The sequence below is a fragment of the Streptosporangium sp. OZ121 genome, from assembly GCF_051918885.1.
Taxonomy (GTDB): Bacteria; Actinomycetota; Actinomycetes; order Streptosporangiales; family Streptosporangiaceae; genus Streptosporangium.
Genome location: NZ_JBPXMC010000001.1, coordinates 743,740 through 759,901, shown reverse-complemented (window position 1 = coordinate 759,901; position 16,162 = coordinate 743,740). Strand labels below are relative to the sequence as shown.

General features: G+C 71.7%; 12 protein-coding genes. 1 reads left to right on the top strand and 11 read right to left on the bottom strand.

What is annotated here, in order from left to right; genetic code table 11:
- Window positions 1–8: 8 nt before the first annotated feature.
- The 3 genes from ACTOQ1_RS03575 to fxlM form a co-directional block, all read right to left on the bottom strand.
- Window positions 9–1,019 (bottom strand): ATP-binding cassette domain-containing protein, encoded by a 1,011-nt coding sequence (locus ACTOQ1_RS03575; protein ID WP_440064377.1) that lies wholly within the window; start codon window positions 1,017–1,019, stop codon window positions 9–11.
- Between the two features lie 304 nt (window positions 1,020–1,323).
- Window positions 1,324–1,779: a DoxX family protein gene (locus tag ACTOQ1_RS03570; protein WP_440064375.1), complete on the bottom strand. Its 456-nt coding sequence runs from the start codon at window positions 1,777–1,779 to the stop codon at window positions 1,324–1,326.
- Window positions 1,780–2,028: 249 nt separating this feature from the next.
- Window positions 2,029–3,201: a methyltransferase, FxLD system gene (gene fxlM, locus ACTOQ1_RS03565; RefSeq protein ID WP_440064373.1), complete on the bottom strand. Its 1,173-nt coding sequence runs from the start codon at window positions 3,199–3,201 to the stop codon at window positions 2,029–2,031.
- 233 nt (window positions 3,202–3,434) lie between these two features.
- Between fxlM and ACTOQ1_RS03560 the strand changes: the two genes are divergently transcribed.
- On the top strand, window positions 3,435–3,890 hold the full coding sequence (locus tag ACTOQ1_RS03560) for a hypothetical protein (RefSeq protein ID WP_440064371.1): 456 nt from the start codon (window positions 3,435–3,437) through the stop codon (window positions 3,888–3,890).
- A gap of 154 nt (window positions 3,891–4,044) precedes the next feature.
- On the opposite strand, the gene ACTOQ1_RS03555 is transcribed toward ACTOQ1_RS03560, so the two are convergent.
- From ACTOQ1_RS03555 to ACTOQ1_RS03520, 8 genes are all read right to left on the bottom strand, one after another.
- A complete protein-coding gene (locus tag ACTOQ1_RS03555; protein ID WP_440064369.1) occupies window positions 4,045–4,473 on the bottom strand; it encodes a VOC family protein in 429 nt (142 codons plus the stop codon).
- Window positions 4,474–4,481: 8 nt separating this feature from the next.
- Window positions 4,482–5,474, bottom strand: a complete 993-nt coding sequence (locus tag ACTOQ1_RS03550) for an NAD-dependent epimerase/dehydratase family protein (protein WP_440064367.1) — start codon at window positions 5,472–5,474, stop codon at window positions 4,482–4,484.
- Between the two features lie 68 nt (window positions 5,475–5,542).
- A complete protein-coding gene (locus ACTOQ1_RS03545; protein WP_440064366.1) occupies window positions 5,543–7,801 on the bottom strand; it encodes a SulP family inorganic anion transporter in 2,259 nt (752 codons plus the stop codon).
- A 72-nt stretch (window positions 7,802–7,873) separates the two neighbouring features.
- On the bottom strand, window positions 7,874–9,475 hold the full coding sequence (locus tag ACTOQ1_RS03540; RefSeq protein ID WP_440064365.1) for a hypothetical protein: 1,602 nt from the start codon (window positions 9,473–9,475) through the stop codon (window positions 7,874–7,876).
- Window positions 9,476–9,658: 183 nt separating this feature from the next.
- Window positions 9,659–10,177 (bottom strand): YbhB/YbcL family Raf kinase inhibitor-like protein, encoded by a 519-nt coding sequence (locus ACTOQ1_RS03535; protein ID WP_440064363.1) that lies wholly within the window; start codon window positions 10,175–10,177, stop codon window positions 9,659–9,661.
- Between the two features lie 589 nt (window positions 10,178–10,766).
- Complete coding sequence (locus ACTOQ1_RS03530; RefSeq protein WP_440064772.1) at window positions 10,767–13,817, bottom strand: DEAD/DEAH box helicase; 3,051 nt, start codon at window positions 13,815–13,817, stop codon at window positions 10,767–10,769.
- A gap of 443 nt (window positions 13,818–14,260) precedes the next feature.
- Window positions 14,261–15,070 (bottom strand): ABC transporter permease, encoded by an 810-nt coding sequence (locus ACTOQ1_RS03525; RefSeq protein ID WP_440064361.1) that lies wholly within the window; start codon window positions 15,068–15,070, stop codon window positions 14,261–14,263.
- A complete protein-coding gene (locus ACTOQ1_RS03520) occupies window positions 15,067–16,053 on the bottom strand; it encodes an ATP-binding cassette domain-containing protein (RefSeq protein WP_440064359.1) in 987 nt (328 codons plus the stop codon). The genes ACTOQ1_RS03525 and ACTOQ1_RS03520 overlap by 4 nt, the downstream gene beginning before the upstream one ends.
- Between the last annotated feature and the right edge of the window lie 109 nt (window positions 16,054–16,162).

Below are 16,162 nucleotides of genomic sequence, written 5' to 3'. Positions count from 1 at the left end.
GGGGACGGTCAGACACCGCTCGTGCCGTTCGAGGGCCCGCCGGTCTCGGCCGGGAGCTCGCCGGTCTCGTCGCTCTCGCGCAGGCTGCGGCCGGTCAGCGCGAGGAAGACGTCGTCCAGCGTGGGACGGGCGGTCTCGGCGGTGGCGACCTTCACCCCGGACGACTCCAGCGATCGGAGATACTCCGGCAGTGCCGCGCCCGCGTGGGGCACCCGCAGCCGCACCGTCGTCCCGTCGACGGTGACCGCGCCGGGACCGGTGATCCGCCCGGCGATCCCTGCGGCCCTCGCCGCCCCCGGCTCGTCGCGGACGGTGATCGTGACGCGGTCACCGGCCAGGTCGCTTTTCAGCCGCTCGGCCGTCCCGTCGGCGATGATCCGGCCGTGGTCGATGATCACCACCCGCTCGGCCATGTTGTCGGCCTCCTCCAGGTAGTGAGTGGTCAGGAAGAGGGTCGTGCCGTGCAACTCGCGCAGCCGCAGGATGTGCTCCCAGATGTCGGCGCGGCTCTGCGGGTCGAGACCGGTCGAGGGCTCGTCCAGGAACAGCAGCTCGGGCCGGTGGACGAGCCCCAGGGCGATGTCGAGGCGGCGGCGCTGGCCGCCGGACAGGGTGCCGGGCTTGCGGGCGGCCAGCGGCTCCAGGTCCAGCAGGCCGAGGATCTCGTCGGCCCGCCGGCGCGCCTCCGGCGGGCGGAGGCCGTAGCAGCGCGCCTGGGTCACCAGCTCGTCGCGGACGCGGAAGTTCTCGCCCGAGCCGTGCTTCTGGCCGACGTACCCGATGCGGGCGCGAACCCCCGCCGGGTCCGACACGACGTCGCGGCCCGCGACGATCGCGGTTCCCGACGTCGGCGGGAGCAGGGAGGTCAGCATCCGCAGGCTGGTGGACTTCCCCGCACCGTTGGGGCCGAGAAAGGCCACCAGCTGGCCCGCCTCCACATCGATGTCGAGGCCGCGTACGGCGTCGACACTTCCCTTTCTCACCTTGAATCGCCGGGTCAGCCCTCGGGCATGGATCATCGTCCCCTCCTCGGGGTGGGCGCGGGCGGTGGGTGGCATGCCGAATGAACCCCTGGTCGGGGGCTCGGTCGGAGATGCTCCATCCTTGACCGGGCGATCCGCGTTTGGCAAACGTGAAACGTATGTTCACGTTCTGCCTGACCTGCGGAAACGCGCCCTCACGCGGCGTGCCGCACGGCCTTGCCGGCCTTAGCCCCGAGCCGGTCCAGGCGCCCTGACGTGGGCTTTTCGCGAATCTCGCAGAAGAGATGAAAAAGATGCGGATTTCCGCCGTGAGCCCGCCGGACCCCGTGCGTTCCGGCGGTCAGTTTCCCCCGGAACGCACGGCGACATGGGCGGGACCGGGCTCCGGGGAGTCCTCCCGGTGGCGCTGGAGCAGGCTGTCGAGCGCCCACGGGCCCGCGCCCAGTACGGCGATGAGCAGGAACGACCAGCAGAACATCGCCGAAGGCTCACCGCCGTTGCGCAGCGGCAGGAGCTCCTGCGGCAGGTGCACCACGAAGAACGCGTACGCCATCGAACCGGACGCGAGGATCGCGGCCGGACGGGTGAGGAGGCCGGCGAGGACGAGACCGCCGCAGAGCACCTGGACGAGCGCGGCCCACCAGCCGGGCCAGACCGCGAAATCGACGGCCCGGCCGGTGGCGGGGTTACCGCCGAAGACGCCGAACATCGACGCCACGCCGTGGCAGAGGAAAAGGAAGCCCGTCACCATGCGGAAGAGCGAGAGCACCGGCCCGCCGAATCGGTCGATCTTCATCGATTCCCCCTGTTCCCGCGACGCGAGGCCGACCCTCGTCTCAGCCTCGCATCGCCACCGCCAGGGGACGCGCCCCCGCGCGCGTCCTGGTGATCCTCTGCCAAGATTTGGCGTCGCCCGGGGACCCGGCACGGGGGAAGGCCGAGGCCTGCCGCTCTGCGTCGCCAACCGGTGCTCCAAGTAAGAACGTGAGGCGGTCCCGGCCACCGGCCGGGACCGCTTGCTTTCTGGCGTGTGCGGGAGGTGCGGTCAGAGGTCTTTCCAGGACAGGGCGAGCGTGGTGTGGCGCTTTCGGAGGAGCAGCCCGCCGTCGGGCGGGTCACCCCGGTAGGCGTCGATGCGAAGCCCCGACGTCATGGGCCTGTCCGCCATGTCCCACGCCTGGATGTGGGCGACCAACTCGCTCGCCAGCCGCATCCTGTCCGGACCGTGGCCGCGCGCGATCAGAGTCCCGTCCGGTGACGGCTCCAGCAGGCAGAGGTTGTCGCGCTCGACGATGCCGACGGCCATCCTGAAGCCCGTCATGTCGAGCGGGGGCGAGGCCAGCCACCCGGGCCGCGCCTCCGAGATCGTGCACCAGCGGGGCTCGTGCACCGCGAGCCACAGGCTCAACCCGTCGAGGAGCTGGGAGAGGCCGGCGCTGATCTCGGTGGACAGCTCGACCACGGGTCCGTCGAGCGCCCCCAGCACGTCGCCGATCTCGCTCGCCTCGGGCAGCGAGATCGCCAGGTCGGACTCCCGGTCCAGCACCAGCGTCGTCTCCGGACCGGCGAAGGGGCCGCGCATCCGCATGAACCCGCAGGGCAGCACCGAGCGGCTCGTCCAGTGCCCGTTGTCCCGCTCCATCGCCACCGAGCGCTGCACCCCCCGCAGGTCCAGCGGGGCGACGAGGCGCCCGCCGGGCGCGAGCTGATCCAGCCACGCCGGGGCGAGATCCCACACGCCGACCGTGGCGATCACCCGGTCGTAGGGCGCCTCCGGGGAGAACCCCTCTGCGCCGTCGCCGCACACCAGCCTCACCTCGGGGTGGCCCGCGGCCGCCAGGTGCTCACCGGCCGCCGCCACCAGGTCGGGGTCGATGTCGACGCTCACGACCAGGCCCTCCGGTCCCACCAGATGGGCGAGCAGGGCGGCGTTGTAGCCCGTTCCCGTCCCGATCTCCAGCACCCGCTGTCCCGGCCGCACGCCGAGCTGGTCGAGCATCAGGGCCATGATCGCCGGCTGGGAGGAGGAACTGATCGGGCGGCCCTCCGCGTCGCGCTTGGTCACGATCGCGTCGTCCTGGTAGACGGCCTCCGCCGCGAGCCGCGGCAGGAACACATGGCGCGGCACCGCCCGCAACGCGTCGGCCACGACCCTGCTGATGCCCCGCGTGCGCACCCGCGAGACCAGCTCTTCCCGTAACGCGTGCCACTCAGTCATCGCCGACCTCCGTGCCGTATGCGTAGTGCCCTGAGTTATATGCCCCCGCACATGTCGAACGTCCCCGTGGTGCGCCGTCTCCCGGCCCCCGTGCCGGAATCGGGCGGGAAAGCGCACGGGTCCGGGCGCCGTGACGGTACCCCTCATACGGGTGCCGCGCAACGCCCGCGCGGGCGCGAGATTTCTGCGCCCGATCGGCTGAGAATGTAAGAGAACGGCTTTAACATCCCAGCATGAACAGCGATTTCGACTTCCTGCACGGCACCTGGGACATAGACAACCGCAGGCTCCTCAAACCGCTGAGCGGAGAAGACGAGTGGGAGGAGTTTCCCAGCGTCGCCGTCTGCCGCGGTTTCTTCGACGGCGCGGGCGTCTTCGACGAGATCACCTTCCCCACGAAGGGCTTCAAGGGGGCGTCGATACGAACCTTCGACATCGAACGCGAACTGTGGGCGATCTACTGGATCGACAGCAAGACCGGAGTCATGCACAATCCCGTCTTCGGCAGGTTCGCCGACGGCAAGGGCGTGTTCCACGGCGACGAGACCCGCGAAGGCACGCCCATCCGGATGCGGTACACCTGGTCGGAGATCACGCCGACCTCGGCCCTGTGGGAGCAGGCGTTCTCCGCGGACGGGGAGAAGACCTGGGAGACCAACTGGACGATGAGGCATACCCGCCGCGCGTGACACGGCACAGGGCCCGGGTGGGTGGAGGGCGGAATCGGCCGCCCTCCACCTTCGGCCCTGGGAGCGTGGACCGCTGTCCGGCATTCGGGGGACGGAGCCGGACAGCGATGAATCTATGCGTCCACCAGCGCGATGTATGCGTAGAAATGCATGCTTACTGCAGGCAGAACTCGTTGCCCTCGGGATCGGTCATGACCGTCCAGTACTCGCCGTGCTCCTCCACCGTCCGCACCTCGACGGCCCCCAGCGCGACGAGCCGTCCCACCTCCGCCTCCACGAGCTTGCGGCGCTCCTCCAGCGGCGTGCCGGAAGGACCGCCCACGTTGACGTCCAGATGGAGGCGGTTCTTGGCGGTCTTGCCCTCGGGCACGCGCTGGAAGTAGAAGCGGGGCCGCCCCTCGGCAGGGTCCACGATGGCGGACCGGTTGGAATGCTGCTCCTCGGGGATGCCCTGGGCGTTCGCCCAGGCCTCCCAGCTGTCGAACCCCTCGGGAGGCGGCTGGAGGCGGTAACCGAGGGCCTCCGCCCAGAAGGCGGCGAGCGACGGCGGATCGTGGGCGTCGAAAGTGAGCTGGATGTCCATGGAAACCCCTATGCCCACTCGGCGAGGATTCTGGCCTCCTTCTCGGGATCGATGCCGTGCGCGCGGAACGACCGCTCCGCCGGGGGGACGTCGCGCAGCCACGCCCAGGTGTCGCGTACGGTCTCGGCGACCGGGCGGCAGGTCAGCCCGGCCGAGAGGGCCTTCGCCGACGACGTCAGCCAGACCGCGGCGAACTCGGGATCGTCCGGCGCCCAGACGGGGAACTCCGTCCACGGCCGCACCTCCCGGTCGAGCAGGAACCGGTCGTCGGCCCAGACGAACTCGGCGTCGGAGCCGGTCACCGCGCGGCACTCGGCCAGCCAGCCGCCGTAGGTGACGTTGCCCGGCACCCCGCCGGCGAGGAACCGATCGGCCTTCCCGGCCTCGGTGCGGTCGAGGACGAACGCGGCGAGGTCACGCACGTCGATGACCTGCATCGCGCGGTCCGGGTCGCCAGGTGCCAGGACCCGCCCGCCCCGGGAGATCCGGTCCAGCCACCAGGGCAGGCGGCCCACGTCCTCGTACGGGCCGAGGATGAGACCCGGCTGGACGATCAGAGCGTTGCCCTCGAAACCCTCCTCCACCGCCCGCTCGCACCCCGCCTTGAGCATGCCGTACTCGCCGTCCTCCGGCCCCGCGTCCGGCGCGCACTCGTATCGTGGCGAGCTCTCGTCGCACTCCTTCACCGGGAAGTCGGCGAGCGCCGAGATGCTGGAGATGTACGTGTAGACGCCCGCCCGGCCGCTGAGCCGGCGCACCGACTCGCCGACCACCCTCGGGATCCTGCCCATGACGTCGATGACGGCGTCCCACTCCCGGCCCTCCACCAGGCGGTCCAGGTCGGCGGGCACCTCGCGGTCGCCCCTGACCGCCTCCACGCCCGGCAGGTCCACCCCGCTGCGTCCCCGGTTGAACGTCGTGACCTCGTGCCCGCGCCGCAGCGCCTCTTCCGTGATCGCCCGGCCGAGGAAGACCGAGCCACCGATGATCAGCATTCTCATAGCGCCTCATCCTGGGCGCCCGGCCGGCGCGTGACCACAGGCTTTCACCCGTGGCGCAAGGCATCCGCTCAGAGCGGACGGCTCGCGGTCGGAGGATGCTCCAGCAGGTGCACCCGGGCGGTGCCGATGTCGAAGTACATGCCGACCAGCTCCAGGTGCCCGGCCCGGAACAGCCGGTCCACCTGCGGGTAGGTCCGCAGGTTCTCCAGCTGCTGGATCACGTTGACCCGGCAGAGGCGGTCCAGCGGCCCGTCGTCCTCACCGGCGCTCTCGCCCGAGATGAACCTCGCCAGGGTGTGGTTGCCGTGGCGCATCCAGCGGCCGAACGCGGGCAGGCCCGCCGCCTTCTCGCCCCCGCTGAGCAGCGCGGCCATCGCCCCGCAGCCCGAGTGCCCGCAGACCGTGATGGTGCGGACGTTGAGCGAGCCCGTGGCGTACTCGATCGCCGCCGCCACCGAGTCGTCCGCCGGAACCGACCCCAGCCGGGGCACCAGGTTGCCGAGGTTGCGGACGGTGAACAGGTCGCCGGGACCGCTGGCGGTGATCAGGTTCGGCACGATGCGGGAGTCGGCGCAGGTGATGAAGAGATGCGAGGGCTCCTGCCCGCGGGCCATATCGTGCAGGAGGGGGCGGACCAGCGGAGCCGTCCGCCGGTGGAACTCCCGCGCCCCGGCCAGCAGATCGGGCACGGCGGGACTCGCAGGGCCGTCGTCGCGGGGCGCGTGCCGGGAGGCGAGCAGCGGCTGGCGGTTCGTCCGCTGCCCGTTCCGCCGGTGGGACCAGGGCAGCCACCACCGGTCGGGAGCGCGGGGCGGCGTCTTGGCGGGGAACACCCGGACCCCGCTGGCCGCCATGGCGTACCACTCGTCGTGGATCTCGTCGATGTTCACGGTCCCGCCGGCGCGCTCGTACTCGTTCCGCCAGTCGTGGATGGCCTCGAAGGCCGCGTTGTCCATGAAGTCGATGTTCAGGTCGAGGTCCACCGCGGCCCCCGCGGGGATGGCCCGCAGCTCCGAGGTGAGCGTGGGCACCCCCAGGAAGGTCAGCGAACCGGCGATCACCACGTGCCAGCGGCCGTCGGGCTCGGCCATGGCCCGCACGGTCACCCGGGTGAGGCGGCGCAACGCGAACAGCGCGGCGAGACCGAGGCCGACCAGCACGCCCTCGGCGAGACCGAGCAGCACCACCCCGGCCATCGTGACGACGTACACCGGGACCTCGCTGTGGCCGCGCAGGTTGCGCAGATGCCCCATGTTGACCATCTGCACGCCGATGAAGACCAGGAGCGCGGCCAGCGCCTCCATCGGGATCAGCGCGATCATCCACCCCAGCCCGACCGCGAACAGCAGGATCCAGACCCCGTGCATGATCGTGGACCACCGGCTGCGGGCCCCGGCGCGGACGTTGGTGGTGCTGCGGACGATGACCCCGGCCACGGGCAGCCCGCCCAGCGCGCCGGTCACCATGTTGGCCACGCCCTGGCCGGTGAGCTCCCTGTCGAGGTCGGAGCGCCTGCCGTCGTGCAGCTTGTCGACCGCCACCGAGCAGAGCAGCGACTCCACCCCGGCGAGCAGGGCCACGAGCAGCACAGCCCCGATGATCCCGTGCCAGTCGCCCTGGGGCCAGACGGGGCCGGCCCAGGAGTCCAGGCTGGCCGACAGGTCGATCCGGGTGACCTCCCAGCCGAGCGCCCAGGCGGTCACCGAGGCGACGAGCAGGGCCGCCAGCGGCGCCGGGAGGTTCCGCAGCGGCTGCGGCAGGCGCGTCCAGGCGACCAGGACCGCGATGGTCAGCAGACCGGCGAAGACCGCGTGCGTGTGATTGTGGATGATCTGGTGGGGCAGCTCGATCAGGTTCTCGATCGCGGAGCGCTGCGGGCTTCCGCCGAGCACCACGTGCAACTGGGCGAGGGCGATCACCACGCCCACCCCGGCCAGCATGCCGTGCACCACGGCGGGGGAGACCGCCAGCGCCGAGCGGGCGACCCGGCAGACGCCCAGCAGCAGCTGCAGGGCGCCCGCGAGCAGAGTGATCATGCAGGTGGCCCGCCAGCCGTACGTGACCACGAGATCGGCCACCACCAGGGAGAGCCCGGCCGCCGGCCCGCTCACCTGGACGACGGAACCGCCCAGGAAACCCGCCACGACGCCGCCCACCACGCCGGCGATGAGTCCCGCCGCCAGTGGCGCTCCCGAGGCGACCGCGATGCCCAGAGAGAGGGGTACGGCCACCAGGAAGACCACCAGGGAGGCGGGCAGATCATGTCGCAGCACGGGGGCGAGGCCACCCGCTGTCAGAACACCGTCGCTCTTCGTGTCCGTCTCCATGGGGCAGACCTTACGGTGCTGCCCCTCGCCATCCGGGTGTTTACCCGAGGCCTTTACGGAGGACGGAAAGAATCAGCGGTAATAGTCGGGGTAGTCGGGCTCCTGGGCCCGGTGGTGGTTGCCCCGCGAGCTTGCCCGGCCTCGTGCGTCGGAGCCGGTGGCCGCGGCCTCGGGGGCCGGCGCCGTGCCGTAGAGCTCGCCGTAGCTCGGCCAGCTCGCCGCGTCACTCCCGTTGGGAGTGCCGGGCTCCGGCCAGGCGGCCGGGCTGGCCGGGCTGGCCTGCCGGGGCTCGTAGCCGTATCCACCCGGCGATCCGCCCGTCGCCGCCCCGCCCCGCGGGTCGGCCGGACGGTCCGGGGTGGAGGAGAAGGTCCGGGAGGGGCCGGTCGAGGTGGAGACCGCCGGGCTCGGGCCGGTGATCGCGTCGTCCTCGATGGTGGCCCAGCCCGAGCTGACCTCGTACGAGCCGGAGGGCGGAGCGCTGTAGACCGGCGTCTGGTAGGAGGAGTAGGAGGGGCCGGGGTCGTCGAGGATGTCGGCGGTGTTCGCCGCCGGCCAGCCTCCCGACGAGGGGTTCGTGGCCTGAGCCCACGGGTTGTCCGCCGGGTTGCCGGTCTTGGGCGGCTGCGACGGGGTGCGGTAGGAGGCGGCGAGCGGGTCGGGCGCGGCCGCGGCGGGGAAGCCGCCGCTGGTCGTGGGCCCCATGGGGGGCATCGGGGCACCGCCGCCGGGACCGGCGCCGGGACGGCCGCCGGCCGGGCCGGGACGGGCGCCGGGGGCGCCGTTGCCGGCCGCGGGGGAGGCGGCGCCGCTGGGCCGGGAGCCCGCGCCGTTCGCCGCGGAACCCGCGCCGCGGCGGGAGTAGGAGCCGCCGAGCGGGTCGTTCAGCGGGTCGGGCCGGGTCGGGCCGCCGCCCTGGGCGGACCGGGGCGAGCCGCCGTTGCCCTGGGCGGCCGGCTGCGAGGACGCCCTGTTGCCGCCGCGACGGGAGCTCGCCCGCGAGGGGCGGGCCTCGCCGAAGGCGCCCGGAGTGGGAGCCGCGAAGGTCACGGTCTTCTGCTCGGCGAGCGAGGCGGCCGTGGGAGCCGGGTTCGGCTGGACCGGGGCCACCAGGTCGGAGAGACCGGAGGGCAGCGAGGCGGAGGCGATGGCCGGTTCGGCGGCGGGCCTGGCCGGCGGGGCCGAGGGGCGTTGCGGGGCGCCGCGGGACGGCTGGGGCCTGGTCGGCAGCGGGGCCTGCACGGTCACCGCGTCGGCGTCGACCTTCTGGTCGTCCTGCTCGACGGGACGGCTCGCGCCCATCCGAGCCGCCAAGGACCCTCCGAAACCGCCCTCGTCGGCCTGGAGCCGCGTCCAGTAGTCGTCGTCGTAGTCGTCCACCTGGCCGAACTCGTTCAGCCCGCGCTTGCCCCGCGAGCTCGGCGGCCGCGGCTGGCGCGGCGGCTTCGGCTCGTCGAACGGGGTCAGGTCGGGGGTGAAATGGTTCATCTTCGGTTCTCTGGTGGCGAAGTCGTCGCTGGACATGGTCGGAGTCAGCGCCTCCTTCTCCGCCATCTCCCGCAGACGCTCCGCGGGGAGTGCGCTCTCCCTGCGGTTCATCGACCGCATTCCCAGTGCCACGACGACGAGCACGAGGAGCACGACGGCGACCAGGCTTACTACGACCGCGATCATTGCACCACCCTCAAGGCCATGGCCTTACAGCGGCGCCGGTGAGGTCGCGCGGCCATCGACGCGACCTGCCCCCATGCATCACCTGCGCTCGGACATTGGATCTGATTGTGTCGGACCACTATGAGCGTTGTCACACCCTAAGTGAAGAATCGGTAACCATTACTACCTCCGGTGTTCGGCCAGTCACTCGATGTGCGCCACGGTGAGCCGTCCCCAGGCGATCGTCTTGTCCGCGATGCTCTTCAAGGTCTTGTCGAGGAAGGTTCCCTTACGAAGATCGACCTTGCCGTCCAGCGCGTAGACAGTGAAACGATAGTTCTCCTGGGCGTCGCACGGAGGGCTATAGCCCACCTTGCCACTCGTCGTGCTCCCTTCGACGGCTCCCACCGGGACGCTACCCTCCGGTAGCTCATTAGTCCGCGGATCGATGTCGAAAACGACCCAGTTCACCTCGCCGCCGGTCCGGGAGTTGTTGTCCACCACGATCGCGACGGACTTCGTTCCCTCCGGCACGCGGGACCAGCGGAGCGGCGGGTTGCCGGCCGAACCCTTGCACGAGTAGTCGGACGGCAGGGGGCCGCCGTCTCTGACCTGAGGGCTGGAGACGGCGATCGGCTCCAGCTGCAACCGTTCCGTCGAGGCCATGCCGTTGGCCATCCCGCAGCCCGAGGACATGACGACGAGCGCCGCGGCCACTGTCACCTTCGAGATGTGCCGCGGGCGGCGCGTAGACGTTTTCGGCTGCCCCATGCCCGATGATGCTACGCGGGTCTGGAAGATGTGCAGACCGGATCGCGAGGTTCTGCCGCGGGGAAAAAGCCGGAAATATGGGAAAATCGAGGGACGGAAGGGGTTGGAGTGACTTCCAAAACGAGTTTCGCCCGCCGGAGCGGCGGGCCCGGAGCCTCAGTCGCCGCCCAGTTCCCGGTAGGGCTTCCTGAGCAGATCGACCAGAGGGATGTGCCGCACCTTGACCGCGGGCGGCTCGAGAGCCCGCAGCAGCAGGTCGGCCGGGGCTCCGGCGACGTCGGGCCGGGGCCGCACGCGGCTCAGGGGGACGGCGGGGGAGTAGAAGTCCCCGATCCGCTCCTCGAAGGTCCGCTCCTCGAAGGTTCGTTTCCCGGAGGTCCGCTCGTCGGCGGTTCGTTCGTCGGCGGTTCGCTCACCGGCGGTCAGTCCTTCGGAGGCCCGCTCCCTGGCGGTCCGTTCCTTGGAAGCTCGCTCCTTGGCGGTTCGTTCCCCGGAGGACCGCCCGTCCAACGGCCTGCCGCCGGATCCGGTGTCGTCCATGTCAGCTCACTGCCTCGGGACCGAGCCGGAACAGCTCGCGCAGCTGGTCGGTGGACAGGTCGGTGATCCAGTCCTCGCCGGTGCCGACCACGCTCTGGGCGAGGGCCTTCTTGCGTTCGATCATCTCGTCGATCCGCTCCTCCAGCGTGTCAAGGCAGATGAACTTTCTGACCTGGACGTTCCTGGTCTGGCCGATCCGGAAGGCCCGGTCGGTCGCCTGGTCTTCGACGGCGGGATTCCACCAGCGGTCCACGTGGACGACGTGGGTGGCGGCGGTCAGGTTCAGGCCGGTGCCGGCCGCCTTGAGCGACAGCAGGAACAGCATCGGCTCGTCGTCGTTCTGGAAGCGCTCCACCAGCGCGTCGCGTCTGCCCTTGGACAGCCCGCCGTGCAGCCACAGCACCGGCCGGTCCAGGTGGGCGGCCAGATAGGGCTGCAGCAGGGCGCCGAACGCGGCGTACTGGGTGAAGACCAGGGCCTTGTCGCCCTCCTCGACGATCTCCTCGGCCAGCTCCTCCAGCCGGGCCAGCTTGCCCGACCGGCCCGCCAGCCGTGAGCCGTCCTTCAGCAGCTGGGCCGGGTGGTTGCAGACCTGTTTGAGCTTCGTCATGGTCGCCAGCACGTTGCCACGCCGCTCGATGCCGGTGGAGGCGTCGATCTTTCCCAGCATCTCGCCGGTCACGGCCCTGTACAGCTCCGCCTGCTCCGGGGTGAGGGTGCACCAGACCTTCATCTCCTGCTTGTCCGGCAGGTCGGAGATGATCGAGCGGTCGGTCTTGAGCCGCCGCAGCACGAACGGGCCGGTGGCCCGCTTCAGCGCCGCGGTGGCGTCGGGGTCGCGCCGGGTCTCGATCGGCTCCTGGTAGCGGGTCCTGAAGCGTCTGGCCGGGCCGAGCAGGCCGGGGTTGCAGAACTCCATGATCGACCAGAGCTCCGCCAGGTGGTTCTCCACCGGCGTGCCCGTCAACGCCAGCCGGGTGCGGGCGGGAATGGACCGCACCGCCCTGGACTGCTGCGCCGAGCTGTTCTTGATCGCCTGCGCCTCGTCGCAGACCACCCGCTCCCATTCGAGTCCCGCGAGCGCCCCCAGATCCCGCAGCGCGGTGCCGTACGTGGTGACGACCAGGTCGGCCTCCCGCACGGCGGCGGCGAGCTCCTCGTCGCGCCTGCGCGCGCCGCCGTGGTGGACGTGGACGCGGAGCGACGGGGCGAACCTGGACGCCTCCTTCTGCCAGTTGCCGATCAGCGACATCGGGCAGACCAGCAGCGTCGGGGCGGGCGTGCCGGTCTCGCGCTCGGCCAGCAGGAGCGAGAGGGTCGAGATGGTCTTCCCGAGGCCCATGTCGTCGGCCAGGATGCCCCCCAGGCCGAGCCCGGACAGGAAGCTCAGCCAGGACAGGCCGCGTTCCTGGTAGGGGCGGAGGGATCCGCGCAGCGCCCGGGGCGTGGCGACCGGGGTGAGACGGCGGTCGGCCTCGCCGGAGAGAAGGTCGCCCAGCAGGCCGTCCGCGTCGACCGCGATCAGCGGCAGCCTCTCGTCGCCGCCCTCCACGACCTCGCGGATCACCTCGCTGACGGTCCTCTCGCCGCCGCCGCGCTGCTCGATCACCTTGAGGGCGGCCTTGACCTGCTGGTCGTCCAGCTCGACCCACCGGTCCTTGACCCGTACCAGGGGGATGCGGAGCCCGGCCAGCCCGGCCAGCTCCTCCGCGCTGATCGTGTGGTCGCCGACGGCGACGTCCAGCCGGACGCTCACCCGCCCGCCGAGGCCGAACCCCCCGCCCCCGCCGTCACTGCCGTCGCCGCCGTCGCCGGCGAGCGTTCGGGTGGTCAGCTTCAGGCCCAGCCCCTGCCGTCCGGCCCAGGCCGGCAGCCGTACGCCGTATCCCGCCGCCCTGAGCATGGGCGCGCCGTTGCGGAGGAACGAGAACGCCCACGCCGTCTCGACCGTCAGGGCGACCGGCTCGGGGGCGCGCAACGCGACGTGGAGGTCGGGATGAAGGCGTACGGCCCGGCCGAGGCCGGCGCGGATCAGCTCCTCGGGCCGCTCGGGCAGCCACGGCGCCCGCTCGCCGGCCCGGATCCGCTCGGCCGACAGATACCGGGCGGGCCCGCGGTCCGCACGCCCCCGGCCGGTCCCGCCGTCCTCTCCGCTCCCGCCGCCTTCGCTTTCCCGGTCTCCCGGGCGCTCCGCGAGGCTTTCGCCTTCCCGGTCTCCCGGGTGCTCCGCGAGGCTTTCGCGTCCCCCGCCGGGGGCGGTGTCCAGGTCATCCGCCGGGGCGAGGCCGAACTCGACCCTCCAGGAGCCGTCGTCGCCGGCGGGTTCGATGAGCCGGAAGCAGACCCTGACCGGCCCGTCCAGCTCGTGTGCCGACGTGAGCCAGCCGGTCAGGGCCTCGCCGAGCTCCGTGACCTCGTCCTGTCTCGCACCGGGGAGCGAGGCGTCCTCGCCGGTCAGCGCGTACAGCCAGCGGTCGGGCAGGGCGGCCTTGGGGCCGGGACGGTTGCCGAGGATCAGGCGGCCGGGCAGCGACAGCCGCGCCGCGCCGTCGACCAGGGCCTCCAGAACCTCGCCCAGCACCTCCCCGGCCGGTCTCTCGCGCACCGCCGCCCTGCACACCGGCGGCATCGCGCCGGCGAGGCCGGGCAGCGCGGCCAGGTCGGCGCCGGTCAGCACCGGGCGCCAGCGGGCCGCGTGGACGCCGCCCTCGAAGGCGAGCTGGGGCAGGATCCGGCCGCGCCGGACCAGGCCGCGAGCGTGCTCGGCGACCACCGCGAGGTAGCGCAGCGAGAGGGCGGGCTCCCAGGCGAGATCCTCGGCGCCGCCCCCGCTTCCGGCGGTGAGACCGGCGGGGACGGGGCCGAGGTCCGACAGCGAGCCGAGCAGGTCGAGCGCGCCGGCCGGCCGGAACAGCAGGGCGGGGACCCGCCAGGCGGAGATCCTCGGATTCCGGGCCCGGCTCGCCAGGCCGGACTCGGGAGAGGGCAGCGGGCCCGAGGCCGAACCGGGGAGCAGGACGACCAGCTCCGCCTCGACGGCCGTGGTGTTCATCAGGGTCACAGCGCTCCCGCCGCTCCCGCCGCTCGTGACGCTCCCGCCGCTCGTGACGCCCGGGATACGCGCGACGGCGGGGACGCCCGTGGCTCCAGGGGTGCCCGGGACGGCCCCCTGGAGGCCCGTCCCGCCCCCGCGGCCCCTGCCCGCACCTCGGGGGAGGGCCCCACCCGAAACTTCGCTTAGGGGCTCATTCGCGGCTTCTTTTGATAAATCCCCCGAAACGCCACCGAGGACGGCGGCCAGCGCGGTCGTGGACGCCGCGAAGGGGTGCGGGCGCAGGGCGGCGCGGGAGACGGACGCGGGGGTCCGGGCGGTGTCCTCCGCCCAGACCCCCACGAACCCGTCCACCCACACGCCATGGACCACGAGCACGTGTGACCACCCCTGGTTCTTCGTCGCACAGCGGGCGTCACCCCCGAGCCCGGCCTGCCGACAGACTAGACGTGGCTGCGGAACGCGCGGATCGCCAGCGGGGCGAAGACCACGGCGAAACCCGCGGCCCAGAGCAGCGAGAAGAAGGTGGCCTGGCCGACGTCGCCGCCGATGAGCAGGCCGCGGATGGCGTCCGCCAGATGCGTGACGGGGTTGATGTCCGACCAGGTCTTCAGCCAGGACGGGAAGGTGGCGGAGGGCACCAGCGCGCTGCTGGTGAAGGTGAGCGGCATCATCGTGGAGAAGGAGATCATCTGCACCTTCTCGGGGCTGGAGGCCTTCAGGCCGATCAGCACCGACATCCAGGACATCGCCAGGGCGACCACGACCAGCAGGGCCAGCGCACCCAGCAGGCCGAGGACGCTGGTGGTCACCCGGAAGCCCAGCACCATGCCGAAACCGATCAGCAGGGCGAACGCCCACACCTGCTTGACGGTGTCGGCGATGATGCGCCCCGACAGGGGCGCGGTGCGGGCGATGGGCAGGCTGCGCAGCCGGTCGAAGACGCCCTTGGTGATGTCGGTGTTGAGGCCGATCGCGGTGGACAGCGTGTAGAACAGGGCGTTCTGCACGAGCAGGCCGGGCAGGGCGAACTGCAGGTAGTCGCCGGTGGACCCGGAGATGGCGCCACCGAAGACGTAGGTGAACAGCAGCAGGAACATGATGGGCTGGATGCTCAGATCCAGCAGCTCCCACGGGTTGTGCTTGATCTGGACCAGGCTGCGCCAGGCCAGTGTCATGGTCTGCTGCAGCGTGGCCAGGGGAGTGACGCGCTTGGCGGCCACCTGCGGGATGGTCGTCGTCAGCGTGGTCATGCGAAGATCTCTTCTTTCTGAGGGGTGCCCTCGTCCTTGGGGTCGCTCTCGTCGTCGGGCAGGCGGCCGGTGAGGGACAGGAAGACCTCGTCCAGGCTGGACTTGCGCAGCGCGAGCTCCGAGGCGATGACGCCCTGGTCGTCGAGGAGGCGCACGATCGCGGGGACGACCGCGGGGTCGTGGACGGGGGCGGTGGCCCTGCCCCCGTCGAGGTCGGGCGCCTCGCCCAGCACGTCGGCCATGATCTTGCCCACCAGGTCGAGGTGCTCGGCCCGCAGGGGGCGCACCTCCAGGACCTGGGCACCGGTGGTCGCCTTGAGCTGGTCGGAGGTGCCGGAGGCGATGACCTTGCCGTGGTCGAAGACGACGATGTCGTCGGCGAGCTGGTCGGCCTCCTCCAGATACTGGGTGGTGAGCAGCACCGTGACGCCGTCGGCCATCAGGCCGCGCACCACGCTCCACAGGTCGGTGCGGCTGCGCGGGTCGAGCCCGGTGGTGGGCTCGTCGAGGAAGAGCACCTGGGGGCGGCCGACCAGGCTGGCGGCCAGGTCGAGGCGGCGGCGCATGCCGCCGGAGTAGGTCTTGGTGGCACGCCCGCCGGCGTCGGACAGGTCGAAGCGCTTCAGCAGCTCGCTCGCGCGTGCCCGGGAGTCGGCACGGGTCATGCCCAGCAGGCGGCCGATCATCATCAGGTTCTCGACGCCGGTGAGCATCTCGTCGACGGCGGCGTACTGGCCCGTCAGGCCGATCAGCGAGCGCACCTGGTGTGCCTGGCGCGTCACGTCGTAGCCGCCGACGCTGGCGGTGCCGCCGTCGGGACGCAGCAAGGTCGCCAGGATGCGCACCGCGGTGGTCTTGCCCGCCCCGTTGGGGCCCAGCACGCCCAGCAGCCGCCCCTGTGGCACGACGAGATCCACCCCGTCCAGCGCGCGGGTCTCTCCGTAGCGCTTCACCAGGCCCTCGGCCTGGATCGCATAGGTCATCGCTCGCACCTTTCAGTAATCATCGGACCTCCAGCATGCACTGCGGCACCGACACTTTTTGAGCCTCAGCTGGGCCGGAGACGGGGAAACCTTGGTCGATCGCCGAAAT